This window comes from Actinomadura madurae (assembly GCF_047130825.1).
In the GTDB taxonomy this organism is placed as follows: Bacteria; Actinomycetota; Actinomycetes; order Streptosporangiales; family Streptosporangiaceae; genus Spirillospora; species Spirillospora madurae.
Map to the genome: position 1 here is coordinate 8,515,413 of NZ_CP083237.1, position 26,171 is coordinate 8,541,583.

23 protein-coding genes are annotated in these 26,171 nt (G+C 70.5%); 14 read left to right on the forward strand and 9 right to left on the reverse strand.

Annotated elements, in window-relative coordinates; translation table 11 throughout:
- Window positions 1–83: 83 nt before the first annotated feature.
- The 5 genes from ilvE to K8Z49_RS39680 are packed head-to-tail and all read right to left on the reverse strand — an operon-like array spanning window position 84 to window position 6,060.
- Window positions 84–959 (reverse strand): branched-chain-amino-acid transaminase, encoded by an 876-nt coding sequence (ilvE, locus tag K8Z49_RS39660; protein WP_412516620.1) that lies wholly within the window; start codon window positions 957–959, stop codon window positions 84–86.
- 32 nt (window positions 960–991) lie between these two features.
- Window positions 992–2,116 carry a M24 family metallopeptidase gene (locus K8Z49_RS39665; RefSeq protein WP_412516621.1) on the reverse strand — a complete coding sequence of 375 codons (1,125 nt, stop codon included), beginning with the start codon at window positions 2,114–2,116 and terminating at the stop codon, window positions 992–994.
- 19 nt (window positions 2,117–2,135) lie between these two features.
- Window positions 2,136–3,917: a thiamine pyrophosphate-binding protein gene (locus K8Z49_RS39670; RefSeq protein WP_220126731.1), complete on the reverse strand. Its 1,782-nt coding sequence runs from the start codon at window positions 3,915–3,917 to the stop codon at window positions 2,136–2,138.
- Window positions 3,914–4,765, reverse strand: coding sequence for a hypothetical protein (locus tag K8Z49_RS39675; protein WP_075023444.1), 852 nt, complete (start codon window positions 4,763–4,765; stop codon window positions 3,914–3,916). The genes K8Z49_RS39670 and K8Z49_RS39675 overlap by 4 nt, the downstream gene beginning before the upstream one ends.
- Window positions 4,762–6,060: an MFS transporter gene (locus K8Z49_RS39680; RefSeq protein ID WP_021593410.1), complete on the reverse strand. Its 1,299-nt coding sequence runs from the start codon at window positions 6,058–6,060 to the stop codon at window positions 4,762–4,764. The genes K8Z49_RS39675 and K8Z49_RS39680 overlap by 4 nt, the downstream gene beginning before the upstream one ends.
- 332 nt (window positions 6,061–6,392) lie before the next feature.
- On the opposite strand from K8Z49_RS39680, the gene K8Z49_RS39685 reads away from it, so the two are divergent.
- The 4 genes from K8Z49_RS39685 (at window position 6,393) to K8Z49_RS39700 (ending at window position 9,835) form a co-directional block, all read left to right on the forward strand.
- On the forward strand, window positions 6,393–7,202 hold the full coding sequence (locus K8Z49_RS39685; protein ID WP_075023445.1) for an IclR family transcriptional regulator: 810 nt from the start codon (window positions 6,393–6,395) through the stop codon (window positions 7,200–7,202).
- A 74-nt stretch (window positions 7,203–7,276) separates the two neighbouring features.
- Window positions 7,277–8,254, forward strand: coding sequence for an NAD(P)-dependent alcohol dehydrogenase (locus tag K8Z49_RS39690; protein WP_412516622.1), 978 nt, complete (start codon window positions 7,277–7,279; stop codon window positions 8,252–8,254).
- Between the two features lie 238 nt (window positions 8,255–8,492).
- Window positions 8,493–9,140 (forward strand): dihydrofolate reductase family protein, encoded by a 648-nt coding sequence (locus K8Z49_RS39695; RefSeq protein WP_412516623.1) that lies wholly within the window; start codon window positions 8,493–8,495, stop codon window positions 9,138–9,140.
- A 77-nt stretch (window positions 9,141–9,217) separates the two neighbouring features.
- The gene (locus tag K8Z49_RS39700) at window positions 9,218–9,835 is read left to right on the forward strand and encodes a dihydrofolate reductase family protein (RefSeq protein ID WP_412516624.1); all 618 of its coding nucleotides are present in this window, start codon (window positions 9,218–9,220) and stop codon (window positions 9,833–9,835) included.
- A gap of 1,277 nt (window positions 9,836–11,112) precedes the next feature.
- On the opposite strand, the gene K8Z49_RS39705 is transcribed toward K8Z49_RS39700, so the two are convergent.
- The gene (locus K8Z49_RS39705) at window positions 11,113–11,448 is read right to left on the reverse strand and encodes a TraR/DksA family transcriptional regulator (RefSeq protein WP_412516625.1); all 336 of its coding nucleotides are present in this window, start codon (window positions 11,446–11,448) and stop codon (window positions 11,113–11,115) included.
- A 42-nt stretch (window positions 11,449–11,490) separates the two neighbouring features.
- The gene (locus tag K8Z49_RS39710) at window positions 11,491–12,486 is read right to left on the reverse strand and encodes a HEAT repeat domain-containing protein (protein WP_412516626.1); all 996 of its coding nucleotides are present in this window, start codon (window positions 12,484–12,486) and stop codon (window positions 11,491–11,493) included.
- A 25-nt stretch (window positions 12,487–12,511) separates the two neighbouring features.
- Here K8Z49_RS39710 and K8Z49_RS39715 point away from each other — a divergent pair, with 25 nt between their 5' ends.
- The 3 genes from K8Z49_RS39715 (at window position 12,512) to K8Z49_RS39725 (ending at window position 17,370) form a co-directional block, all read left to right on the forward strand.
- Complete coding sequence (locus K8Z49_RS39715) at window positions 12,512–15,574, forward strand: hypothetical protein (RefSeq protein WP_412516627.1); 3,063 nt, start codon at window positions 12,512–12,514, stop codon at window positions 15,572–15,574.
- Window positions 15,575–15,651: 77 nt separating this feature from the next.
- Window positions 15,652–16,995 (forward strand): hypothetical protein, encoded by a 1,344-nt coding sequence (locus tag K8Z49_RS39720; protein ID WP_412516628.1) that lies wholly within the window; start codon window positions 15,652–15,654, stop codon window positions 16,993–16,995.
- 30 nt (window positions 16,996–17,025) lie between these two features.
- On the forward strand, window positions 17,026–17,370 hold the full coding sequence (locus tag K8Z49_RS39725) for a VOC family protein (RefSeq protein WP_021593421.1): 345 nt from the start codon (window positions 17,026–17,028) through the stop codon (window positions 17,368–17,370).
- Between the two features lie 72 nt (window positions 17,371–17,442).
- Here K8Z49_RS39725 and K8Z49_RS39730 read toward each other — a convergent pair whose 3' ends face one another.
- The gene (locus tag K8Z49_RS39730) at window positions 17,443–19,062 is read right to left on the reverse strand and encodes a GMC oxidoreductase (protein ID WP_412516629.1); all 1,620 of its coding nucleotides are present in this window, start codon (window positions 19,060–19,062) and stop codon (window positions 17,443–17,445) included.
- A gap of 122 nt (window positions 19,063–19,184) precedes the next feature.
- Here K8Z49_RS39730 and K8Z49_RS39735 point away from each other — a divergent pair, with 122 nt between their 5' ends.
- From K8Z49_RS39735 to K8Z49_RS39765, 7 genes are all read left to right on the forward strand, one after another.
- Window positions 19,185–20,264, forward strand: coding sequence for a dihydrodipicolinate reductase (locus K8Z49_RS39735; RefSeq protein ID WP_021593423.1), 1,080 nt, complete (start codon window positions 19,185–19,187; stop codon window positions 20,262–20,264).
- Window positions 20,261–20,749: a carboxymuconolactone decarboxylase family protein gene (locus K8Z49_RS39740; RefSeq protein ID WP_021593424.1), complete on the forward strand. Its 489-nt coding sequence runs from the start codon at window positions 20,261–20,263 to the stop codon at window positions 20,747–20,749. The genes K8Z49_RS39735 and K8Z49_RS39740 overlap by 4 nt, the downstream gene beginning before the upstream one ends.
- Window positions 20,750–21,039: 290 nt before the next feature.
- Entirely contained in the window at window positions 21,040–22,047 is a 1,008-nt protein-coding gene (locus K8Z49_RS39745; protein ID WP_412516630.1) for a sulfate ABC transporter substrate-binding protein, read from the forward strand.
- A 5-nt stretch (window positions 22,048–22,052) separates the two neighbouring features.
- The gene (cysT, locus tag K8Z49_RS39750) at window positions 22,053–22,904 is read left to right on the forward strand and encodes a sulfate ABC transporter permease subunit CysT (protein WP_412516631.1); all 852 of its coding nucleotides are present in this window, start codon (window positions 22,053–22,055) and stop codon (window positions 22,902–22,904) included.
- Entirely contained in the window at window positions 22,897–23,685 is a 789-nt protein-coding gene (locus tag K8Z49_RS39755) for a sulfate ABC transporter permease (RefSeq protein ID WP_412516632.1), read from the forward strand. The genes cysT and K8Z49_RS39755 overlap by 8 nt, the downstream gene beginning before the upstream one ends.
- Window positions 23,685–24,656 (forward strand): sulfate/molybdate ABC transporter ATP-binding protein, encoded by a 972-nt coding sequence (locus tag K8Z49_RS39760; RefSeq protein WP_412516633.1) that lies wholly within the window; start codon window positions 23,685–23,687, stop codon window positions 24,654–24,656. Before K8Z49_RS39755 ends, K8Z49_RS39760 begins: the two co-directional genes overlap by 1 nt.
- Entirely contained in the window at window positions 24,656–25,135 is a 480-nt protein-coding gene (locus K8Z49_RS39765) for an RrF2 family transcriptional regulator (protein ID WP_075023458.1), read from the forward strand. The genes K8Z49_RS39760 and K8Z49_RS39765 overlap by 1 nt, the downstream gene beginning before the upstream one ends.
- A 3-nt stretch (window positions 25,136–25,138) precedes the next feature.
- Here the strand turns inward: K8Z49_RS39765 and sigJ are convergent, their stop codons facing one another.
- A complete protein-coding gene (sigJ, locus tag K8Z49_RS39770) occupies window positions 25,139–26,059 on the reverse strand; it encodes an RNA polymerase sigma factor SigJ (protein WP_412516634.1) in 921 nt (306 codons plus the stop codon).
- Between the last annotated feature and the right edge of the window lie 112 nt (window positions 26,060–26,171).

The window sequence follows — 26,171 nt, forward strand, 5'->3', positions numbered from 1 at the left end:
GGTGGTGCGGCGTCGCGTTCGGGTTGGTCCTTGCGCACCGAACGCGACGCCGCGTTCCGCATGCGGGCCGCGAGCCGGAACCGTCAGGTGACCGGGGTGGTCCAGCGGGGGGATGCCAGGGCCTCTTGGTAGGCGGTTTGGAGGGCGGTCAGGATTGGGCCGGGTTTGCCGTTGCCGATCTTGCGGCCGTCTACCTCGACTACTGGTACTAGGCCGCCGGCGGTGCTGGTGAGGAATAGCTCGTCGGCGGTGTAGGCGTCGTAGAGTTCCAGGTCGGTCTCGCGTACTTGAAGTCCTCTCTCGGTGGCCAGTTCCAGGGTCGTTTCTCTGGTGATGCCGCGGAGGATGTCGTGTTGCGGGGTTTTCAGCACCTCGTCGGTGACGACGAAGATGTTGAAGCCCGGTGCCTCGCACAGGCGGCCGTGCACGTCGAGCATCAGCGCCTGGTCGGCGCCGGCGGCCTTGGCCTCGACCTTCGCCATGACCAGGTTGAGGTAGTTCAGGCTCTTCACGTGTGCGTCGAGCACTTGCCCTGGCGGGCGGCGCACCGCGACGGTTTTCACGCGGAGGCCCGCTTGCGAGGACCGGTCTATGTACGGGCGCGCCATGATGATGAGGTTCGGCACGCAGCCGGTGGGGTCCATCAGGGGCGTGCCGTTCGAACCCCTGGTGAGGATCCACTTGATGTAGGCGTTCTGCAGTTCGTTTCGGCGGACCGTCTCTATGACCAGGTCCTTCAGGTGCTTCTCGGTGACGGGGCAGTCGAGGGCGACCGCCGCGCAGGACTTCAGGAAGCGCCGCACGTGGGCGTCCAGCTTGAAGATCCGGCCCTCCCAGGCGACCACGGTCTCGAAGACGCCATCGCCGTAGAGCACCGCGTGATCCAGGATCGACACCGACGCCTGCGATTCGGGGACGAATTCGCCGCCCGCGTAGGCGATTCGTTCATCGGTGTTCATATGGGTACCTCGTTCTCGGTAATTGGGTCGGGCTATTCGCCGATTACGATCATTTCTTCGGTTCCTATGGCGTCGGAGAGGACCACCGGGGCGTCGTCGGTGATGAGGACCATGTCCTCGATCGAGAAGCCGCCGAGGTCGGGGTCCTTTCCCATGGGCTCCAGCATGATCACCATGCCGCTCTCGTACTCGCCCTCCGCGAAGGGGGTGAGGACCGGGAACTCGTGTTGCCCCACTCCGAGGGAATGGCCGATGAACGGCATGTCGCAGTGCATGCCGCGGCGCTCGTACTCGCGGACGCAGACCGAGTACGTGTCGTGTACCGGGCGTCCGGCCCGCATGGTGTCCATGGCCGCGTAGTGGACGTCGCGGTTCCTGCGCCACGCGTCCCGGAGGCGGGTGGACGGCGTGCCCGCCACCGCGGTCCGGTGGATGTCGGAGCGCCAGCCGCCCATCGTGCCGCCCATGTCGACACGGAGCATGTCCCCGCGCTGGAGGGGCGTGTCGCCCGCGACGCCGTTGAGGATGTCGCCGCGGCCCCGGGCGAGGGTGACGAATTCGAGCGTGTCGAATCCGTGCGCGAACAGCTTCTGGATCGCGCGTTGGCGTATTTCCACCTCGGTGTCGCCGATGCTTGTTTCGGCATAGCATTCCGCCAGTGCGCGCAGGGTGGCGTTGGCTCGGTCTTGCAGTTGCCGCTGCTCTTCCGGTGATTTGATGGCCCGCATCTCGTGCAGGGCGGGTGTCGCGTCGTCGATCGTCACGCCGGGAAGGGACCGGGCGAGCTCCTCGTAGTAGCCGGCGCTCAGGTGGTTCTTCTCGACGAGGATGCGCCGGTTCGGAAGCCCGCGTTCCCGCAGCGCCTCGACCAGCGCCTCGATCGGCGACTGGCGGTACTCGGTGTAGACGACGAGGTCGCCGATGTGGCGGCTCTGGCGCCGGATCACGTCCCGGGTGATGTCCGCGATGACCCAGAACGGCTCCGCGGACGTGTGGAACACCGGCATCAGGAGGCGCTCGGGCAGCAGGCGCAGGGTGGGCGGGACGACGTCCGCGACCAGGAACACGTTCTGCGGCTCGCTGACGATCAACGCGTCGGCGCCGTCGAGCAGCCGGCGGATCGGCCCGTCGAGAAGGCGGTCGAAACGAGTGGTCATGGTGGCTCCTTCGTGGGTGTCAGACCGGCCGGTCTCCGGGCCGGACCTGGAGCGTGCGGTTGTCCACACCGGGCAGCATCCGGGCGGGGTCGCGGGTCACGACGACGTCGACGACGGTCGGCGCGTCGTGGGCGGACATCGCCTGCTTCAGCGCCGGGCCCAGGTCGTCCGGGTGCTCGACCCGGTGCCCGTGGCAGCCGAAGTTCCGCGCGAGCTCGGCGTAGTTCGTCTCGATCAGGCTGGCGGACTGGTAGTTGCCCTCGCCGTAGACGGCGTGCTGGAGCGCCTTGATATATCCGGACGCGGCGTTGTTGACGACGACGAGGGTGAAGGCGACGCCGGCGCGGCGGGCCGTCTCCAGGTCCCCGATGGTCATGTTGAGGCCGCTGTCGCCGGTGATGCTCACCACCGGGGCGGCGCTGCCGCACTCGGCCCGGACGGCCAGGGCGGCGCCGAGCGCCCCCGGCAGGCCGTAGCCGATCGAGGCGAAACCGCGGTCGGCGACGAATCCGCGTCCCGCGCGCCTGGTGTCGTGCAGGAGGCCCGCCCAATGGCTGGCGAAACCGCCGTCGGCGATGAGCACCCCGTCCTCGGGGAGTGCCCGGTTGATCTCGCCGACCACGCGGCCCATGTTGACCGGGACCTCGTCGCTCTCGTACCGGGGGCGGGCTTCGGCGTCCCAGGCGGAGCGGCGTTCGCGCAGCTCGCGCAGGTACGCCGACCGGTCGGCCGGCTTCGCCGACTCCAGCGCCGTGGCGAGGTCGGACAGGCCGGAGTGCGCGTCCCCGAAGAGCCCGACCTGCGTCGGGGCCCAGCGGCCGATCTCCTCGGCGACGATGTCGAGGTGGATGAGCGGGGTGCCCGGACGGGGGAGGGCGTAGCGTTTCGTGGCGATCTCTCCGAGCTTGCACCCCACCACCAGCAGGCAGTCGGACGACTCGATGAGCTCGTTCGCGTACCGGCTGTACCGTCCGAACAGGCCGACGGACAGGTCGTGGACGCACGGGATGGCGCCCTTTCCGCTCAACGTGTGCGCCACCGGGATCCCCGCTCCTTCGGCAAGGCGCAGGAGGGCATCGTGGGCGCCCGAGAGATGCACGCCGCCCCCGGCGAGGATCAGCGGGCGCCGGGCCTGTGCCAGCAGTGCCGCCGCGCGGTCGACCTCGAACGCGTCGGGACGGGGCCGCCGCGCCGGCACGCGGGCGGTGGCGGGATCGGCGAAGAAGTCCTCCGCGGCGAACACGTGCTCGGCATGCGCGACGTCTTCCGGAACGTCGAGCACCACGGGCCCCGGACGCCCCGACGTCGCGACCGAGAAGGCCCGCCGGACGAGTTCGGGGATGCGCTCGACGGCCTCGACGCGGATCAGTTCCTTGACGGCCGGACGCAGGATCTCCACCTGCCGGGCCTCCTGCGTCATGTTCTTCCAGGAGTGGCCGCGATGGGTGTTCCCCGTCAGCGCGATCACCGGGACGCCCGCGTTCAGCGACTCCACCAGTCCCGTGACCAGGTTGGTGGCCCCGGGCCCGAGGGTGCCGTCGCAGATCCCGGGACGTCCCGTCAGGCGGGCGTAGGCGTCGGCCGCGAACGCCCCGATCCGCTCGTCGTTCACCAGGTGGTGCTCCATGCCCAGCACCCGGACGGCCTCGTAGTACGGGAGCAGCTGGAAGCCGGCCATGCCGAACATGGGGCCGGCACCGCTGATCCGGAGCATCTCCGCCAGGGCTCGCCCCCCGGACATGGGCCCGCCGGGCGACGACCGCGGCCCTGCGTCGTCCCGTCCCTCGGTCGTCATGGTCATCGCGGTTCTCCTAGTCCAAGGTGGTCGTTTTCCAATGAAGCCAGCACGAGGCCGACGAATTCGGACGTCGGCATGCCCGGACGGGCGCCGAGGCGCGCGGCGGCCTCGTTCCGCGCCGACAGCACGCCGTCGTGGTAGGTGGAGCGCCCGTCACCCACCCGGGCGGACGTGGCGGACACCGTGGCCGCCGCGATGCCCCGCGCGTCCAGGGCCGGCAGCCGGCCCAGCCCGGCCGCGTCCCTGCCGACCCCGGCGTCGTTGAAGACGGCCGCGGCCGCCGCCGCGCGCAGGGCGGTGGCCGGCGTGCCGCCGAGCAGCCCGCCGTGGGAGCCCGTGACCAGCACGTCCCCCTCGTCATCGGGGCCGGCCAGCGAGGCGGAGTCCAGCGCCCAGACACGCGGGCGGCCGTCGCGCAGCAGGTGCCGGGCCTCCTCCGCCGGAGCGGGAGGCACCGGTGCGGCCACCGACCCGGCGAGCGTTCGGACGGCCTCCTGGCAGGGCATGCCGACCTCGCAGCCCAGCGCGCGGGCGGGCGCGTTGACGGACGAGACCGTCCCGTGCCGCAGCGTGTCGCCGCCGTCCCCGATGCGGGCGGTCACGTGGCTGACGGCCGCGGCCGGCACCCCGAGGTCGCCGAGATCGTCCAGGCCGCTGACGCCCGCCCGGTCCCGCCCGACGCCCGCGTCGTTGAACACGATCGCCCGCACTCCGGCCCGGGCCGCCAGCCGGGCCGGGTAGCGGCCCCCGTGCGAACCGACGACCGCGACCGCCGACGCGTGGCCCCGGTCCAGTTGCGTGGCGCTGTCGACGACGACCAGGTCGTCGGCGTAGCACGGCCCACCGCTCACCGGCCCCTCCCCGCGGGGACCGGCGTCCGGGTCACCAGGAAGGTGAGCAGCGCGGCGATCATGATGAAGCCGCTCATCACCACGAGCCCGAGCCGGGTGTCGCCGGTGAGGTCGGTCAGCAGGCCCAGCACGTAGGGGCCGACCAGGCCGCTGATGTTGCCGAGCGAGTTGATGAACGCGATGGCCACCGTGCAGAGGGCGCCCGCGAAGACCGTCGAGGTCCGCGCCCAGAACAGCGGGCTCGCCGCCTGGATGCCGCCCGCGGCGAAGCACAGGCAGATCAGCGCCACGATCGGCGACCCCACGAGCGTGCTGGCGAGCAGCGTCAGGCCCCCGACCACCAGGCAGACGATCATGTGCCAGCGGACGTCGCCGGTCCGCGTCGAGGAGATGCCGACCAGGAACATGACGACGGCGGTGAAGGCCCAGGGGATCGCCGAGATGAGTCCCGCGCCGACCGTGCCGACGTCGAAGTGCTCCTTGACGACCGTCGGAAGCCAGTACGTGATCGTCCAGAACCCGACGATCATGCAGAAGTAGAGCACCGCGTAGATCCACACTCGCGGGGTGCGCATGACCTCGGCCAGCGCGCCGCGCCGGTGGGCGCCGCCCGGCTCGGACGCCTGGGCGTGCTCCAGCAGGTAGCTCCGCTCGTCCGGCTTCAGCCACTTCGCGTTCTTCGGGCCGTTCGGCAGGACGAAGAACACGATGACCCCGAGCACGATGGCCGGCAGGCCCTCGATGAGAAAGACCCACCGCCATCCGGCCATCCCCAGGGCGCCGTGCATGAGCAGGACGGCGGACGTGATCAGGCTGGTGAGCGCCAGCCCCACCGGGACGGCGAGCTGGAAGGTCGAGTACGCGCGGGCGAAGAGGCGTCCGGGGCACCAGAACGTCAGGTACAGGATGACCCCGGGGAACAGGCCCGCCTCGGCGGCGCCGAGCAGGAACCGGAGGATGTTGAGCGAGACCGGGCCCGTGACGAACATCAGGGCCACGGTCACGATCCCCCAGGTGATCATGATCCGGGCGATCCAGACGCGGGCGCCGAACCTGTGCAGCGCGACGTTGCTGGGCACCTCGAAGAGCAGGTAGCCGAGGTAGAACAGGCCCGCGGCGAGCCCGAACGCGCTGCCGCTGAGGCCGAGGTCGTCCGACATCGGGGTCGCCACGACCCCGAGGTTGGCCCGGTCCATGAAGTTCACGAACAGGATCAGGACGAGCAGGGGGAACAGGCGCACTCCCAGCCGCCTGAAGATGCGCCGTTCGAGCGCCTGGTCTTCCTTCGGCGTCATTGCCGTGTCTTCTACCGTCACTGCTTCCGTCCAATCGCCCTGACGCCGCCCTCATGGCGGTGGGCACCTCGTTGAGCTGGTCGGTTCCGTATGACGATACTGAGTTCCGAAATAGTGTCAAGAGTCGTGCGACGGACTCGGCAGCTGATCGGCCGGATGCCCCGCCACCCTCGGCAGGCGTTTCGACGGCTGTCACCGGCAGCGCCGATCGATCCGGAAGGTTCTGCCTCGTCAGGCCGTGCGAGGCCCGTGGGGGCCGGGCGCGCCGCCCGCACCGCCGGCGGCGGGCTAGATTGGGCGAGCGAGCACGGATCCAGGTGTGAGGGGGCTCGGTGGAATCGGTCCAGAGTGTGGAGCGCGCGGTGGCGATCCTCGTCTCGCTGTCACGCGGCGGCCGTGACGGCCGGAGGCTCATCGACGTCGCCGCCGACACCGGCCTGCAGAAATCGACGGCGCACCGGATCCTCAACACGCTGGCCCAGGACGGGATCGTCGAGCAGGACGAGGTCGCCGGACGCTTCCACCTGGGATTCGAGCTCTTCGCGCTGGGCTTCGCCGCGGTCAACCGCTACGGGCTCATCGACCTGGTCAACGACTCGCTGCTGCGGCTGGCGGCGGAGACGGAGGACACGGTCTTCCTGTCGGTGCGCAACGCGGCCGAGGCGATCTGCGTGGACCGTGCCAGCGGCGCGTTCCCGATCAAGACGCTCACCCTGCGCATCGGCGACCGGCGCCCGCTCGGCGTCGGCTCGGGCAGCCTCGCGCTGCTGTCATGGCTCCCGGACGACGAGGTCAAGCGCGCCCTGGACGCGAACGCCTCGAAGCTGGGCAGCTACCCCAATTTCGACGTCGACACCCTGCTCCGGCTGGTCGAGGAGAGCAGGAGCCGCGGCTACACGTTCAACGACCAGATGCTGGTCCCCGGCATGCGCGCCGTCGGCGTCCCGGTGATCGGCAAGGACGGCCGGGCCGTCGCCGCGTTGAGCATCGCCGCCATCGAGTCGCGCGTGGACGAGGACCGCCGCGCGGAACTGGCCCGGCTGCTGGCGGAGGAAGCCGAAAAGGTCGGAAAGCGCCTTGAGGAGACCACCGACGGACTGACCGAGTCCAGCATCCGCCGTCTCCTTCCCGATCTGGCATAAACCGTCCGCGACGGGGCGCCGGCGTCCTCATCCGGCCGAGGGAAGGCGGGAATACCCGGCTAGGATGCGCCATTATGAAAGCAGCGGTGCGCAGCCGGTACGGGCCGCCGGAACTGGTCCGGATCGCCGAGGTGGACACGCCCGCGATCGGTGACGGAGACGTCCTCGTGAAGGTGCACGCGACGACGGTCAACCGGACGGACTGCTCTTATCGCGCGGCCAAGCCCTTCTTTATGCGCGCGATCACCGGCCTGGCCCGCCCGCGGCGTCGCATTCTCGGCACCGAATACGCGGGAGTGGTGGAAGCGGTCGGCGCGGACGTCACGTCCTTCGCGGTGGGCGACCGTGTGTTCGGGTACAACGAGGGCCCGTTCGGAGCGCATGCCGAGTACCTGAAGGTTCCGCAGGACGCTCTCATCGCGATCATGCCGGAAGGCCTGACGTTCGAGAAGGCCGCTGCCGGTACCGAGGGCTCGCATTACGCCCTGTGGTTCGTCCAGGTGGCGGGCGTCGAGGCGGGAAATGACGTCCTCGTCTACGGCGCGACCGGCGCCATCGGTTCGGCCACGGTGCAGCTCCTGAAACACCACGGCGCCACCGTCACCGCGGTCTGTGCCACGGCGCATGTGGAGCTGGTGAAAGGCCTGGGCGCGGACCGGGTCGTCGACTACACCGTCCAGGACTTCACCCAGGATGAGCAGACCTACGACGTGGTCTTCGACGCGGTCGGCAAAAGCTCCTTCAGGCGTTGCAGAAAGTTGTTGAAACCGCGCGGAGTGTATCTGTCGTCGGAACTCGGCGCCGGATGCCAGAACGTGCTATTGCCGTTCATCACGCCCCTGTTTCGCGGCAGGCGGGTGAAGTTCCCCCTGGGAAAGACGAACCAGGAGACGATCCGGTATCTCGCGAAGCTGATGGAAACAGGAGAATTCAAGCCGGTCATTGACCGGCGGTATCCGCTGGAGCAGGTCGTCGACGCCTACCGGTACGTCGAGACGGGGCAGCAGGTCGGCAACGTCGTCGTCACCATCGTCCCGCCGGATCCGAGCTGAGCGGAGACGGCCGGGTGAACCCTGGGTTCGTCCAGCCTCCGAACCGGACGTCCGAGCGCTCTGGACGTCGCGCAACCCACCTGACCAGGAGGTTGTCCCTAGTCCAGGGGGTATGTGCTCGTCTGGCCACAAATTTTTCCCGCGATCTGGACGAGGTGATGTCGAGACGGCCGGGGCGGCTCCGACCTTCTCGTGACGGTGCCGGAAGGCGGCGCCGATGGATCGAAGGAGCACTGCGATGTCCGAAGTCCGCGTCCACAACTTCACGATCTCGATCGATGGCTTCGCGACCGGCGAGGGGCAGGCCCCGGACGCTCCGTTCGGGCACGCCGGCGAGCGCCTGCACGAGTGGATGTTCGCCACCCGGTTCTGGTACGAGATGGGCGGCGGCCAGGGCGGCAGCGTCGGTGCCGACAACGCCTTCGCCGTGATGCACGGCCACGACATCGGCGCCGAGATCATGGGCGCCGGCAAGTTCGGCCCGCCCAACTGGCAGGACGACCCCGACTACAAGGGCGCCTGGGGCCCCAACCCGCCGTTCCACACGCCGGTCTTCGTCCTCACCCACCGGCCCCGTCCCTCCATCGAGATGGAAGGCGGCACCACCTTCCACTTCCTGAACGCCTCGCCCACCGACGCGCTCAAGGCGGCCCGCGAGGCCGCCGGCGGCAAGGACGTGCGCCTGGGCGGAGGCCCCACGGTGGTCCGCGACTTCCTCACCGAAGGCCTGGTCGACCACATGCACGTGGTCCAGGTCCCGATCCTGCTCGGCCGGGGCGTCCGGCTCTGGGACGGCCTGGAGTCGCTGGAAGAGGCCTACGACATCGAAGCGGTCTCCACGCCCAGCAACGTCACCCACCTGACCTTCACCGCCAAGCGCCGGTAACGCGAGGAGCGATGAGTTCCGGGGGCGGCGCCGGTCGAACCCGATGAGCACCACGCGATGTCCAAGGAGGACCGACAATGCGAAAGATCACCGCAGGGCTGTTCGTCTCGCTCGACGGGGTCGTCGAGGACCCGCAGGACTGGCATTTCCCGTACTTCAACGAGGAGATGGGCCAGGCCGTGGACGGCCAGCTGGGGTCGGCCGACACGCTCCTGCTCGGCCGCAAGACCTACGACAGCTTCGCGGGGGCCTGGCCGGATCGGGAGAAGGCGGGCGGCGAGGACGCCGAGTTCGCCCAGAAGCTCGGAGACGCCCGCAAGATCGTGGTGTCCGGCCAGGAACTCCAGTTCAGCTGGCGCAACTCCGAACTGCTCCGCGGCGACCTCGTCGAGGCCGTGACCGCGCTGAAGAACGAGCCGTCCACGTCCGACATCGGGATGAGCGGGTCGGTGTCGGTCGTCCGGCAGCTTCTGGAGGCAGGCCTTCTCGACGAGCTGCACCTTCTGGTCCACCCGATCGCCATGCGCAAGGGCATGCGCCTGTTCGAGGACGCCGACACGCCCCTGCCGCTGAAGCTCATCTCCTCCAAGACCTTCACGACCGGCGTCCTCCACCTGGTCTATGCCCTGGACGAGGACGCCCCGACCGGCGACTACGAGAAGGCCAAGGCAAGCCTCCCGAAGACCGACGCCTAACCGCCGCCCCCCTCCGGCGCACCACCGCCGCCAGTGACCAGTCCGCCCTGAAGGACGGCGCCAAGCCGCCGGAATGGTCGATGATCGTCCGGAGCGCCGGACCCGGATTCGCGTGCCGAATCGCCGGTACGAGCACGGTGCGGAAGATCGCCGCCTTCGAGGGGGGCCACGGCATGGACGGCCTATGGCGGCGGGGGATCTTGACCGCCGGCGGGGACGCGCGCACTCCCTTCGACGTATACGCGATCCAGAGCTATCCGGCCGACGCGGTGGGCAAGGGCACGCCGCCGTTCGCCGTGGCCTCCGTGGACCGCCGGTTCCAGGGCGGCGCAGTCATCGACACCTTGATCCCGTTTCTGGCCCGGCGGGGGCTGCGGACCGCGCGAGTCGGCCTCCTCGGCTGGTCGATGGGCGGCGACGGAGTGCTGCGGCGCCGGTCACCATCGTGCCCGCAGCACCAAGTCGCTGGAAGAACGTCCCGTCCGCTCTGGCAGGCTGGCGCGCTATGCGGCGGAGTAGGGATCCTGCCCGTAAAGAGGTGGGACAGTCCCTTGCAGCAGCCCTGCTCCAGCCGCGAAGCGCGCCGCAGCCGTAATGTCGGAATCCTTGGACTCGGGCCACAGCATACGGAACGCGCCAGCGACCTCGTCAGGGTGGATCCGGCTCTCGACGGCGTGGGTGAAGAATTGAATGAGCAACGGGTCGTCATCTTCGTGGAAGAAGATCTCGGGGCCCCGAAAAGATGGAGCCAGTCGCCGAAACATGCAGCTAGGCCGTCATCCCAGATATGTTCGGGATATGGAGATCGGTGCCATTCGCCGCTGGTGTGCCAATAGCCAAAGCTGTAGTGACGGCCGTCTACTTCAGTACGCAATTCGGGCGAGTTCCACCGTTCAGGAAGACCCGCCAGTAAATCCGAGATCTCGAACCCGGACCGGTCAGGCTTTCGGGTGTTCTCATCCTCATCAGCCAAGCCGCACAAGAGTGCCTCGTCGCCGGGCGCCAAGGCGATGCGCCAGGACCGATATGGTGCAGGGCCGACATAACAGAGGCCACGCCGATCCAGTTCTACACTCGCGTCCTTCGGGTCCCTGGAGGGGCCAGTTCCAGCAGCGCGAAAAGCGCGGCGCGCGACCAGAGGATCTCCGGAGCAGGTAGGTCTTCCGGCCTCCCCGGACTGTGCATATAGGTCGCCGCCACGGTGTCCTCTTCCCGTTCCCGCACGCGCCATGCGGATCGTGGCCGTGGTCAGCCAGTTCGACTAGAGGCTGGACGAGTCACGTAGCGCAGGCGAGGCAGGTTCGGGTGGCGGGGCGGGCGGTCAGGCGTTCTGCGGCGATCGGGGCGCCGCATTGTTTGCAGATGCCGTAGGTGCCCTGGTCGAGTCGGCGCAGTGCGTCGTCGATGTCGGTCAGGTGGGTGCGGGCGCGGCTCAGGGACGCATCGATCCGGGCGCGTTCGAAGGCGATGGTGGCGCCTTCCGGGTCGTGTTCGTCGTCCACCCCGGTCTGCGTCGACGCTTCGACGAGGCCGTCCCAGTCGCCGCTCAGCGACGCGATGAGCTTCACCGTGTCGTCGCGGTCCGCGATCAAGCGTTCCTTCGCCGTGGTCATCTCATCCCGAACGCCCACCGCCCTGCCCCCATTCCGGCGGGGCTACCCGTCGCCGGAGGCAGCCGGGTCGGGGTCCAGGCGGGCGAGGGCGATGCGGGCCCTTTCGAGCTTGTGGTCGTGCAGCTTCCGGGACAACTCGGCCTCGGGACGGTTGCCTTCCATGTCGCTGATGTAGTCGCGGAGCACCGCGATCCCGCGCGGGTCGCCGAGGTCGGCGAGCAGGTGGGCGGCGTACGTCGGGAGGTAGCCGTGGCGCAGGTGCTGGGCGAGGAGTTCCACGGCCCGGTCGTCCTTCATCTGCACCAGCCCGGCGAGTGCCGCGCCGTCCTCGTGGTCGCGCAGGTGCTCGCGCGCGTACCGGACCAGCGCGTCGGCCACCCGTGGTTCGTGGAAGGCGGCCAGTGCCTCCACGGCGGCGTTCCGGAGCTTCTTGCCCGGTGCCGCACCATGCGGTCGCGTGCCGTCCAGGATTCCGAGCAACGGGTCGATCGCCTCCGTCGCGCGCAGGTCGGCGAGTACCGCGGCGGCGCGGGCGCGGATGTCGTCATCGCGATGGTCGAGCGCGCGCAGCAGCCGTCTCGTGTCCCCGGCTTCCCGCAATGCGGCCACGTCAGGCGGCCCCATCAGTCCACCGGGCGGTGGCCATCGCCGGCCGGCACGCTTTTCGTGCCGGTCGGCCAGGGCCCGCAACTTGGGCGCGACCCTGCGGGACCGTTCGAGAAGGTGCCGGGTCGCGAGGAGACGCTCGTACGGTGCGAGGTACTTACCGGATATGTAGGCCGCTCGGCGGAACACCTCGCCGTACTCGGCGTCGATCCGCGCGATGGTCTCCAAGCAGTCGGCGGCCACGGCATCGACGACGTCGGCCGCGTCCCGGAGGGCCTTCGCCGTCGCCGTGGGCCCGAGCCGGCCGTCCAGCAGCGCGCCCAGCCGGGCGCCGACATCGGCCGGATCGAGCTCCAAGCCTTCCGGACGCCGCCCCGCGTACCACAGCCGGTACTCGGCGGTGAGGGCGATGGTCCTGCGCCGCAACCGCATCCGTCCAAGATCTACGATGTGGCGCATGCCGGACAAGGGGCGTGTGCGGCGGTGGTGGGTCCTTGTGGCGGGTGTTGTCCTGCTCGTGCTCGGTGGGCTCGTGGCCGGGCAGGTGGACGCCGCGCTGGGGTTGCGAACCGCGCCTGCCGGCGTGCCGGCGGAGCGTATGGTGGCGGGGACGGCCGCACCTGCCGCCGGGCCTCCGGATCTCACCTCGATCGTGCTGCCCGCGGACGGCCCTGACCTTGACCGGCGGCGGGAGCGGCTCGCAGCCGAGGCGGTCGCCGCCGCGCTGGCCGGGCGCGGACGGCCCAGGCCCCAGGTCGGCACGGTCAGGAAGGGCACGGCGCTCCGGGTGGAGAAGGCCGCCTCACTGGCGGCACCGGCCGGCGAAGAGGATGAGGCGTTCCGGCTCCGGAAGCGGGACGGCGGGCTGCTCCTGCAAGCGTCGACGTCCGCCGGTGCGGCCAACGGGCTCTACGCGATCGCGGACCGGATCCGTTCGGAAGCCGAGGTCCTCCCCGATGACCAGGACGGACGCGTCGTCGCCCCCGCACTGCCACTGCGCTTGACCGACCACGGGTCGGTGGGGCTGACGGCCGACGAGCCGGCGTTCGCCAAGGGAGACGACTACGGGCTCAACACCGATGTGGTCGGGCCGGCGGTGCTGAAGCGCGCGCCGTGGGTGGACGCGTCGGCGGCGGCGGCGATCGGGCACCAGTTCCGGCGGTTCGTCGACCATGCGCTGGCGGACGGCTACAACGGCGTCGTCGTGCCCGGGTTCCTGGAGTACATCACGTTCAGCGGCGTCGGTGACGGCCACGCCGTGTACCGCGAGGGTGACCCGCACATCGCACGGGCGCAGGCGATGCGCGCCGCGTTCGGGCCGAGCTGGAAGTACGCCCACGACATGGGCATGAAGGTCTACTTCCAGACTGACATGCTGGCGCTCTCCCCGCCTCTGGAGAAATACCTCGGCGACCTCGACACATCGAGTGCCCGGCTGTGGTCGGTTTACCGGGCCGGGCTGCATGAATTGTTCACGACCATGCCCTACGTCGACGGCCTGGTGGTCCGCATCGGGGAGGGCGGCGAGGACTACAAGTTCGCCGGCTGGGACTACCGCTCCGAGATCAAGGTGACCACGGTCGAGCAGGTGCGCGCGATGCTCACCGCGTTCCTGCGCCAGGCGGGCGCGGACGGCCGCGACATCGTCTTCCGCACCTGGAGCGTCGGGGTCGGGGCGGTCGGCGACATGCACACCGATCCCGCGTCCTACCACGAGGTGCTGGACGGCATCGACGACGAGCATCTGATCGTCTCGACCAAGTACACGCTCGGCGACTTCTACAGCCACCTGCCGCTCAACACGACGCTGCTGACGGGGAAGCAGAAGAGGATCGTCGAGTTCCAGTCTCGGCGGGAGTTCGAGGGCTTCGGGGCGCTGCCGAACGATCTCGGCGGCCTCCACCAGCAGGCATTGAGGACGTTCCTCGCCAAGAACCCCAACATCGTCGGCCTGTGGAACTGGACGCAGGACGGCGGCCCCCTGCGGGCGGGCCCCATGACCCTCTACCTGCGCACCGGGTTCTGGCAGATGTGGGACGTGAACGTCTACCTGACCGCCCGCCTGGCATGGGACCCGGACCTGGACGTCGCGAAGGCCACGAACGACTGGATCCGCCGGACGTTCTCCGACGACCCCGAAACCGTGTCCGCGATCGCGCAGGTCATGGCGCTGTCCCGGACCGCCGTCGGCAAGGGCCTCTACATCGGCCCCTACGCGGACACCACGGTCAAGGCGCTCGGCCTGGAGCCGCCGCCGATGATGTGGATCTTCGAGTGGGACATCGTCACCGGGGACAGTGCGGCGCTGGACACGATCTACCGGGTGGCGAGGCCCAGGCTGGAGGAGGCGATCGGCGAGGGCGAGGACGCGGTGGGGCTGGCCCGCCGGATGCGGGCGCTCATCGACGGCACCGAGGCGGAGTCCTGGCGCGACCCCGCGCTGCGGCAGCGGTTCGCCGACACGATGGCCTACCAGGTCGACCTGTTCGGCACCCTCGCCGCGTACCGGACGATGGTGTTGCGGCACGCGCAGTGGCTCGACACCGGCTCGGCCTCCGCCCGGACGGCCTGGCGCGCGGCGGAGAAGCGCTTCAAGACGGCCGCCGCCGCGCACGTGCGCCGCTACGGCGGGAACATCGCCCTCCCCGCGTACAACTTCACCGCCGCCGAGATCGGGATGAAGCGCGCGGACCGGGACGAGGCCATGGCCTGGCTCGCGCGAACCCTCCTGGCGGGCCTCGCCGTCGTCTTCCTGCTCGGCGGTTCCCTCGGGCAGCGGCTCTTGCGGGGAGCGCCCGGATCGGCCGCGTTCCGGGGCCTCTGGCTCGGCCTCACCCGGCCCTGGCGCGTCGCATCGGTCGAGCCCGCCGGACGCCTCGACCGGGTCCTCGTGTGGCTCGTCCCCGCGGCGGTCCTCGTGCTGAGCCGGGCCGTCTACACCTGGTTCGCGGCCCCGGCTCACCTCGTGCTCGTTCTCGGCGCCTGGCTGGCCTTCGCCCTCGCGCTGCGGTGGCTCACGCGCGGCCACGACCGGTTCGCGCTGAGCGCCGCGATCGGTGGGGTCGCCCTCGGCCGGACCGTGATCCTGCTGGTCGCGCTGGCGGGACGAGGCCCCGGCTGGTACTGGTACGACTTCTGGACGGAACCCGGCCTGCGCTCGCTCTACATCACGGTCGCGTTCGCCGCGTTCTGCTGGACGTTCGCCATCGCCTACCGCGTCCTCCGCGACGCCTACGGCCTGTCCGTGCGCCGCGCGACCGGCGTGACCCTGATCGGTGCCGGAGCGCCGCCGGCCGCGCTCGGCTCCCTGGTCGCGGCGATCGGCCTGGAGGACGCCATGACGATGTGGAACGACCAGCTGGCGCTGCTGCCGTGGGGCCTGTCCCGCATCCTCGGCATCACGACGTACCTCGGCATCCCGGCCGCGCTCCCGGCGATCACGGCCGGGGCGGGCGTGGTGCTGGTGGCGTCCGGCGCGCTCCTCGCCGGGCGTACGGCGGCGCGGGCCGAACGCGCCTGAAAGGCCGGATGCGGTCTTCGCCATTCCACAAACCGACTGGCCGGTATGTAATGCGGGGGAACCGCCAGAGGAGCATCATGCGCATCCGAGCCCTCACCGCCCTCGCCGCCCTCGTCCTCGCCTCCGCCGTCCCGACGAGCTCGGCCCGGGCCGACCGCGTGCCCGGCGACCGGCCCCTCCCCGGGTACACGATCGACAACCCGCCGCTTCCGCCCGTCCAGGTGCACGGGAAGCCGTCCCGCGTGTTTCAGGGCGTCCACCGCCATGCGGCCTACGACATCGAGGTGCCGCCGCGCTGGAACGGCAGGCTCGCCCTCTGGGCGCACGGCTACGCCGGCCAGGGCTTCGTGCTCACGGTGAGCCCGCCGCCCTTCGGCCTGCGGCAGCGCCTGCTCGACCAGGGATACGCATGGGCCGCGTCGTCCTACTACCGCAACGGCTACGACGTGCGGGCGGGCGTCCTGAGCACCCGCGACGTCGCCGACCTCTTCGCCGCCAAGGTCGGACGGCCCGAGCAGCGCATCATCGTCGGCGCGTCCATGGGCGGGCACATCATCGGACGCTCGCTCGAACAGTTCCCCGGCTACTACGACGGCGCCCTCCCCATGTGCGGGGTGCTCGGCGACCACGAGCTGTTCGACTACTTCCTCGACTACAACCTCGTCGCACAGGACCTCTCCGGCGTCCGCGAGTACCCGGTCACCGACCAGTACGCGACGGTGACCGTCCCGAAGATCGAGGCGGCGCTCGGCCTGACGGACCTGCGCCCCGGCGGCCCGGACACCACCAACGAGCGCGGCAGGCAGTTCCGCTCCATCGCCATCAACCGGACGGGCGGCGCGCGTCCCGGCGACGTCCAGTCGTTCGCGTTCTGGAAGGACTTCCCGTTCACGCTCGCCACGCCCGAGCCCCCGGACGCGACTCTGGCCGAATATCCGGGCCAGTTGGCGACCAACCTGTTCACCCGGTACGAGCCGAACACGCCGGTGAACGTGAACAGGTCGGTGCAGCGCGTGCGGGTCGCCAACCTGCCGGCGCGGCTGTCGAACCGGCTGTCGCAGGTGCCGCGCGTCAACGGGCGTCCGAACGTCCCGGTCCTGAGCCTGCACGGGCTGGGGGACCTGTTCGTGCCGTTCTCGATGGAGCAGATCTACGCGAAGGAAGTCGCCCGGAACCACCGGTCGCGGCTGCTCGTCCAGCGCGCCGTCCGCACGGTGCAGCACTGCGAGTTCTCGAACGTGGAAGCGGGAGCGGCCTGGGACGACCTCGTCCGGTGGATCGACAAGGGCAGGCGTCCGGCCGGTGACGTGACCACGAAGCCGTCGACGGTGGCGCGTCTGGACTACGGCTGCCGGTTCAGCGATCGCGCCGCCTACGCGGCCGGGGCGGGGACGCGGCGGCTCTTCCCAGCCTGCCCATAGACGGTCCCACCCGAGGCCTATGGTCGGACGATGAGCATCCGACGGGCGGTACCCGACATCCACACCGACGACATGCGGGCCAGTAGCGAGTTCTACGAGCGGCTGGGCTTCCGGGTGGACATGGACATGGGCTGGGTCCGCAACCTGGTCTCCCCGTCCAACCCCACCGCGCAGGTCATCCTCTACGGCAAGGACGCCACCGCTCCCGTCAACCCCGACCTCAGCGTCGAGGTGGAGGACGTGGACGCGGTGCACGCCGCGATGCGCGCCGCGGGGGCGGAGATCGTGCATCCCCTGACCGACGAGCCGTGGGGCGTGCGGCGCTTCTTCGTGCGGGACCCGAACGGCACGGTGGTCAACGTCCTGAGCCACTGAAGACGGCCACCGAAAGACGGCCCCTGAAAGTCCGGCCACACGCGCCCGTGGCCGGATCCCGTCAGCGGGTGGTCACAGATCGGTGGCGATGATCTTCTCGATGTTGCGTTCGGCGAGGGCCGTGATGGTGACGAACGGGTTGACGCTGGTGTTGCCGGGGATGAGCGAGCCGTCGATGGCGTAGAGGCCGGGGTGGCCGTGCAGCCGGCCGTAGTTGTCGGTGGCCCGGTTCAGGACGGCGCCGCCGAGCGGGTGGTAGGTGAGGTGGTCGCCCCAGATCTTGTAGGCGCCGAAGAGGTCGGTCCGGTAGATCGTCCCCTCCTTGCTGTTGATCTTGTCGAAGATCGACTTGGCCATGGTGATGCTGGCCTGCTTCCAGGAGGTCTGCCAGCTCAGGTCGACCCGTCCCGCCGAGGCGTTCCAGGAGAACTCGGCGCGGTGCGGGGTGTTGGTGATCGACAGGTAGAACGAGGCCCACGTCTCGATCCCGGTCGGGATCGGCGCGACCTCGGCGAACGCGCCGCCGGCGTCCCAGTTGTCGATGCCCGCGGTGGGGATGGACGACTGGAGGGCCCCGGTCGGGTCCCACAGGTGGTTCGCGCGCCCGCACATGACGTTGCCGTTGTCGCCCCACCCCTTGCCGACCTCGCCGCTCAGGTTGGGCAGCCTGCCGGTCGCCCTCATCTTGACCAGCAGCTTGCTGGTGCCGACGCTGCCGGCCGCGAAGAACACCCGGTCGGCGGTGACGTTCTTGGTGGCCGTCACCGTGCCGGCCGTGTCGAGCTGCTCGATCACGACCGCGTACCGTCCGCCGGACGCGGGCGCCACCGACGTCACCCGGTGCTGCGACGAGATCGCGACCCGTCCCGTGGCCTTGGCCTGGGCGAGGTAGGTCTTCTGCAGCGACCTCTTGCCGTGGTTGTTGCCGTAGAGGATCTCCGCCTCCAGCGCGGACTTCGTGACGGTGCCCGCCGCCTCCCGCTCCATGTAGTCGAAGTCGTACACGTTCGGGACGTAGACGAACTCGAACCCCGACCGCTGGGCGTGCTTGCGCCCGACCCGCGCGTACTGGTAGCAGGCGGTGGTGTCGAACCAGGACTGGTCGATGGTGTTGACGCCGAGCGTGGCGTTGGCGCGCGGGTAGTACACGCCGTACATCTCGTCGGCGTTCACCGAGGGCAGGACGGACGCGAACCGCGACCGCTTCGGCGTGACCGCCATGCCGCCGTTGACGAGCGATCCGCCGCCGACGCCGCGTCCCTGGTAGACGGTGATGCCGGCGAAGTCCTCGGCGTCGAGGATCCCGGTGTGGCGCGGGACGTCCTTGTCGAGCGGGAAGCCGAGGAAGTTGCTGATGGGCTGCTTGGTCCGCGTCCGGAGCCAGTAGGACCGGTAGTCCGGCGTCCTGGTGTTGGCGAAGATCTTGCCGTCCGAGCCCGGGGTGTCCCAGGCCTGGCCCATCTCGACCATGTGCACGTCGACGCCCGCCTGGGCCAGCCGCAGCGCGGCCACGGACCCGCCGTAGCCGGTGCCGACGACCAGGACCGGGACGTGGGCGCCATTGCCGATGGGCGCCGGCACGGGGGCCGCCGCGGCACCGGTCCGGCCGAGCAGGCCGAGCCCGACGATAGAACCGGTTCCAACGATGAAACCGCGACGGGACACGCCATGGGGCGTGCTGGAGTCACTCATGTGACCTCCCTCACATACTAGACTGAAACGTGTTCTATATCAGAATGTGAAGTGCGTCACGTGGTCGCCACTGTCCACAAGTGGCTACCAAGTGCTTGCTTGGGATCTGTTAGATTCCGGCCATGGTCTCCGTGATCGTCTGGGGCACCGGCAACGTGGGGCGGCTGGCCGTCCGCGCGGTGCGGGCCCATCCGGCGCTGCAGCTCACCGGCGTGATCGTCCACGATCCCGGCAAGGTCGGACGGGACGCGGGGGACCTCGCCGGCCTCGGTCGCGCCCTCGGCGTCACCGCCACCGACGACGTCGGCGCCGCCCTCGCGACCGGCCCGCAGGCGGTGGTGTACGCGGCGTCCGGCGACATCCGGCCCGACGACGCGCTCGCCGACATCCTCCGTGCGATCCGCGCCGGCGCCGTCGTCGTCACGCCCGCCCTCTACGCGCTCTACGACCAGCGCAACGCGCCGCCGGAGATGCGGGACGCGGTGCTGGACGCCGTCGCCGAGGGCGGCGGCTCGCTGTTCGTCTCCGGCGTCGACCCGGGCTGGGGCAACGACGTCCTGCCGCTGCTCGTCAGCGGTGTCGCCGGCACGATCGACGTCGTCCGCTGCCAGGAGATCTTCGACTACTCCACCTACGACCAGCCCGACTCCGTCCGGTACCTGGTCGGCATGGGGCAGCCGATGGACTACGAGCCGCCGATGCTCGCGGCGACCGTCCCGACCATGGTGTGGGGCGGGCAGGTCCGGCTGATGGCCCGCGCCCTGGACGTCGAGCTGGACGAGATCCGCGAGACCCTCGACCGCCGCCCGCTCGACGAGACCGTGACGACCGCGTCCATGGGCGACTTCGAGAAGGGCACCCAGGGCGCGGTGCGGTTCGAGGTGCAGGGCATCGTCGGCGGCGAGCCGCGCATCGTCGTGGAGCACGTCACCCGCATCCACCCGTCCTGCGCGCCCGACTGGCCCGCGCCCCCGGACGGCGACGGGGCGCACCGCGTCGTCATCGAGGGGGAGCCCCGCATCGAGGTCACCGTGGAGGCCACCGACGCGGCCGGGAACCGGGCCGCGGGCGGGAACGCGACCGCCGCCGGGCGCCTGGTGAACGCGATCGACTGGCTCGTGGACGCCGAACCCGGGCTCTACGACGCGCTCGACGTCCCGGTGCGTCCCGCCGCGGGCAAGCTCGGAAGGACCCGCCCGTGAACATCGACGTCCCGGAGGGCAAGGACCCGATCCAGTACGCGTGGGGGGAGATGGTGCCGGGCATCGGCCCCGCCGCCTCGAAGCTGTCCCTCGCCGTCTACGCGCACACCACGCTCGGCCTGCGCGAGTTCGAGGCCGCCCGGCTGCGCGTCGCCCAGATCAACGGCTGCCTGTTCTGCCTCGACTGGCGCACCGAACGCGACGGCGAGAAGGTCGAGGAGGGGTTCCTCGACGCGGTGACCGAGTGGCGCACCACCGGCGCCTTCGACGACCGCACCCGCCTCGCCGCCGAGTACGCCGAGCGGTACGCCCTCGACCACCACGGCCTGGACCAGGAGTTCTGGGACCGGATGACCGCGCACTACACCCAGGCCGAGATCGTGGAGCTGAGCATGTGCATCGGCTCGTGGCTGGCGTTCGGCCGGCTCAACCACGTCCTCGGACTGGACGCCATGTGCGTGCTGCCCGAGATCCGGAAGGCCTGAGAAGAGGGCGGGCCCGGCGCCACCCCGCACCGGGCCCGGGTCCTCGGACGGGTCAGACCGCCTTCACGGCCGGGGTGTAGTGCGCCGCGCCGTCGCCCTCGACGCGGTAGCTCTGTTCCGCACCGAGTACACGGGCCGCACGCTGCGCGAGTACTACGGCCTGCCCCGCCCGGCCGCCTGACCTGCGGCCCACGGCTCGTCACGGCATGTCCCGGACCGGACATGCCTTGACGAGTCCCCCTCATCTGTATCATTCTAAGTCGATCAAACATGTATGAAAAGTCTGAGAGATGAAGATGTGCGCACGCAAGACCGGAGTCGTGCTGGGCCTGGCCGCGCTCGCCGCGGGAGCGGCGGCCTGCGGGGGGTCGGGCTCCTCCGGCGGCAAGGTCCGGCTCTCGCTTGTGGCCTACTCCACGCCCCAGGCCGCCTACGAAGCGATCATCAAGGAGTACCGGAAGACGCCGGAGGGCAAGAAGGTCACGTTCACCAGGTCCTTCGGCGCCTCCGGCGAGCAGAGCCGGGCGGTGGCCTCCGGCCTGAAGGCCGACATCGTCGGCTTCTCCCTGGAGCCGGACATGACCCGGCTGGTGGAGAACGGCCTGGTCGACGCGAACTGGAACAGCGGTCCGGAGAAGGGGATGATCACCAAGTCGGTGGTCGTGCTCGCGACCCGCAAGGGCAACCCCAAGAACGTCAGGACGTGGGACGACCTCGTCCGGCCCGGCGTCCAGGTCATCACCCCGAACCCGTTCACCTCGGGCGGGGCGCAGTGGAACATCATGGCGGGCTACGGCGCCAAGGCGAACAAGGGCGCCGACAAGGCGGCCGGCACCGCCTACCTGCACGCGCTCTTCAAGAACGTCCCGGTGCAGGACTCCAGCGCCCGCAAGTCGCTGCAGACCTTCTCAGGCGGGAAGGGCGACGTTCTCCTGGCCTACGAGAACGAGGCCATCTTCGCCCGGCAGAACAACCAGCCGCTCGACTACACGGTGCCCGAATCCACGATCCTGATCGAGAACCCGGTCGCGGTGACCAAGAAGAGCGCGCACCCGGCCGAGGCCCAGGCCTTCCTGAAGTTCCTGCGCGGCAAGAAGGCGCAGGAGATCTTCGTCGAGAACGGGTACCGGCCCGTCGCGGACGGCGTGCGCGGCGCCGAGAAGTTCCCGAACCCGTCCGGGCTCTTCACGATCAACGACCTCGGCGGCTGGCCGAAGGTCAAGAAGGAGTTCTTCGACCCGAAGGGCAGCATCATGGCCGACGTCGAGAAGGGCATCGGCGTCTCGGTGGAGGGCTAGATCCCTTGTCGACGATCGAGAAGACGCGAGGCGCGCCGCCGGCGCCGCCCGCGCCCGGCCGCCGGATCGCGGCGCCCGCGTGGAGCGGCACGGCGCTCGGCGTGGGCACCGCGACCATCTTCCTGAGCGCGGTGGTCCTGATCCCGCTCGCCGCCGTCCTGTGGGAGGGCACCTCCCAGGGCCCCGCCGCCTTCTGGGACGCGATCACCACCCCGGACGCGTGGGCCGCGCTGAAGCTGACGCTCATCGCCTCATTGGTGGTGGCGCTGATCAACCTGGTCATGGGCACGCTGATCGCCTGGGTGCTCGTCCGCGACGACTTCCCCGGCAAGGGCCTGATCGACCTGCTGATCGACCTGCCCTTCGCGCTGCCGACCATCGTGGCGGGCCTGGTCCTGCTGACCCTGTACGGCGACGACGGCCCGCTCGGCGTCTCGCTGGCCTACACCCGGGCCGGCGTGGTCGTCGCGCTGCTGTTCGTGACCCTGCCGTTCGTGGTCCGGACCGTCCAGCCGGTGTTGCTGGAACTGGACCGGGAGATGGAGCAGGCCGCCGCCTCGCTCGGCGCCGGCCCATGGACGATCTTCCGGCGGATCATCCTGCCGAACCTGGTCCCGGCGATGCTCGCCGGGACCGCGCTGGCCTTCACCCGTGCGATCTCGGAGTTCGGCTCGACCGTGCTGATCTCCGGGAACGTGCCCTTCAAGACGCAGGTGTCCGCCGTCCACATCTTCGGCCAGATCGAGAGCGACAACACCGCCGCCGCCGCGGCCACCTCGACCGCCCTGCTGGTGCTGTCGCTGGTGTTCCTGCTCGCGATCGACCTCGTCCGCCGCTGGGGGGCGCGCCATGGCTAAGTACGGGCTGCGCGTGATCGTGCTCGCCTACCTCGCGTTCCTGCTGGTCATCCCGGTCGGGTTGATCTTCTGGCGGACGTTCGGGGACGGGTTCGGCGCCTTCGCGGACGCCCTCACGACCCACTCCGCACTGCACGCGTTCAAGGTCACCCTGATCGTCGCGGGCTGGGCCGTCGTGCTCAACACGCTGTTCGGCGTGCTGGCCGCGCTGCTGCTCGTCCGGCACCGGTTCCCGGGCAGGCGGCTGTTCGACGCGCTGATCGACCTGCCGCTCGCGGTCTCCCCGGTCGTGGTCGGGCTCGCCCTGGTCCTGGTCTACGGCGCCTTCTCCCCGTTCGGCGGCTGGCTGGAGGGCAACGGCATCCAGATCATCTTCTCCACCCCGGGAATGGTGCTGGCGACGGTGTTCGTCTGCCTGCCGCTCGTGGTGCGGGCGATCGTCCCCGTCCTGGAGGAGCTGGGGGACGAGCAGGAGCAGGCCGCGCGGACCCTCGGCGCGGGCGGCTGGCAGACCTTCCGCCGCATCACCCTGCCCGGGATCCGGGCCGCCCTCGGCTACGGCATCGTCCTGTCCCTGGCCCGCGCGCTCGGCGAGTTCGGCGCGGTCGCCGTCGTCTCCGGCCGGACCGTCGACGAGACCCAGACCCTGACCCTGTTCGTCGAGGAGCGCTTCGAGAACTTCGACGTGCACGCCTCGTACTCCGCCGCGCTCGCGCTCGCGGCGCTCGCGGTCGCCAGCCTGCTGGCGACCAGGCTCCTGCGACCCGAGGACGGCATCTGATGGCGATCGAGATCCGTGATGTGAACAAGTCGTTCGGGGAGGCGCCCGTCCTGCGGGACGTCTCGGTCGACATCGCGTCCGGCTCGCTGACCGCGCTGCTCGGCCCGAGCGGCGGCGGCAAGTCGACCCTGCTCCGCGTGATCGCCGGGCTGGAGCGCCCCGACTCGGGCCAGGTGCTGATCTCCGGGCGGGACGCGACGCGGACGCCGCCGCAGCGCCGCGGCGTCGGGTTCGTCTTCCAGCACTACGCCGCGTTCAAGCACCTGACGGTGTTCGAGAACGTCGCCTTCGGCCTGAAGATCCGCAAGCGGCCCAAGGACGAGATCCGCAGGCGGGTCGGCGAGCTGCTGGAACTCGTCCACCTCGACCGGTTCGCCAAGCGGTACCCGGCGCAGCTGTCGGGCGGGCAGCGGCAGCGCATGGCCCTCGCCCGCGCCCTCGCCGTCGACCCCGAGGTGCTGCTGCTGGACGAGCCGTTCGGCGCGCTGGACGCCCAGGTCCGCAAGGAGTTGCGGGCCTGGCTGCGGCGCCTGCACGACGAGGTGCACGTCACCACCGTCTTCGTCACCCACGACCAGGAGGAGGCGATCGAGGTCGCCGACTCGATCGTCGTGCTGGCCGACGGCGCCGTCCGGCAGGTCGGCACGCCCGGCGACATCTACGACAACCCGGCCACCCCGTTCGTGATGCGGTTCCTCGGGCCGGTGACCGAGATCGGCGGCCGGCTGCTGCGGCCGCACGACGTGGAGGTCTCGGCCGAGCCGGGACCGGGCACCGTCCCGGCGGTCGTCACCCGCGTGGTGCGGCTCGGGTTCGAGGTGCGGGTCGAGTTCGAGGTCCGGGGGGCCGAGGGCGGGGATCCCGCCTGGGCGCAGATGACCCGGGAGTCCGCGGGACGGCTGGGCGCCGAGGCGGGCACCGAGATCCACGTGCGGGCCGCCGGCCAGGCCGCCACCGTCCCCGCGACCTGATGTACGTCACCGCCCGCACCACCTACGCGATGCGCGCCCTCGTCGCCATGGCCCACGCCCGGCCGGCCACGATCAGCGCGCCCGCGCTGGCGGAGGCCGAGAAGATGCCGTTCACTTTCCTGCAGACCATCCTCGGGGAGCTGCGGCGGGCCCGGCTGGTGGTCAGCCAGCGCGGCAACGACGGCGGCTACCGGCTCGCGCGGCCGGCGATCCAGATCACGGTCGGCGAGGTCGTCCGCGCCATGGACACCGCCTTCGCGCCGTTCGGGGAGGAGCGCGAGCGGCCGGCCCCGCCGGAGGCCGCCGCGCACCTGGAGGAGCTCTGGCACGCCGCGGACACCGCCCTGCGCTGGGTCCTCGACGAGACCACCCTGGAGGACCTCACCCACGGCCGCCTGCCCGCCCACGTGCGGGCGCTGGCGGACCTGGCGCGCGAGACCGGGGGACCGGCCGGCCACATCACGATCAACGTGAACTGACGCTCACTCCTCGTCGATGTGGGCGAGCTTGTCCGGGTTGGTGACGGCGTAGACGCCGCGGACGCGGTCGCCGTCCGGGGCCAGGTCGAGGACCATGACGGCGAACGGCGCGTCCTCGTCGAACAGCACCGCCGACGGGTCGCCGTTGACGGTCCGGTACCGGATCGCCAGGTCCTTCGGCCGGCGGGCGGTGGTCCCGACGATGACGCGGGCCACCCGGTCGCTGCCGTGGACGGGACGCAGGGCCGCCCGTCCCCGGGACTTCCCGCCGCCGTCCGTCCAGAGCGTCACGTCCGGCGCGAGGATCTCCATCAGCGCCTCCAGGTCGCCGCCGAGGGCGGCCTGGAGGAAGCGCTCCGTCGCCTGCCGCTGCACCTTCGGGTCCGCCTGGTAGCGGGGGCGGCGGGCGTGGACGTGCCCCCGGGCGCGGTGCGCGAGCTGCCGGACCGCGGACGGGCTGCGGTCCAGGATCGCCGCGATCTCGGTGTGCGCGTAGCCGAACACCTCGTGCAGGACGAACACCGCCCGCTCCAGCGGCGTGAGCGACTCCAGGACGACCAGCAGCGCCAGCGAGACCGCCTCCGTGCGCTCGGCGGCGTCGCCCGCGTCGCCCGCGTCGGCGTGCTCGACCAGCGGCTCGGGCAGCCACGGCCCCACGTACGTCTCGCGGCGCCGGCTGATCGCCGCCTGCCGGGACAGCGCGGTGTTCACCGCGATCCGCACCAGGTAGGCGCGCGGATTCTCGATCCCCCCGGCGCCGCCGCTGCGGGCCGCCCACGCCAGCCACGCGTCCTGCAGGACGTCCTCGGTGTCGGCGACACTCCCGAGCATGTTGTAGACGACCGAGAACAGCAGCTCCCGATGGTCGGCGAACACCCTGGTCGCGGTGTCCTCTGCGGTGTTCCCGGCGGTGCCTTCGGGCATGGCCCGACCTCCTTTGCGCTCGCCCCCTCAGAGCGCGGCCGACCCCCAGAGTGTGACATCGCCGCCTGAAATGTGATGTGGGCCTCACTGGCGGGCCGCCACGTCACACTCG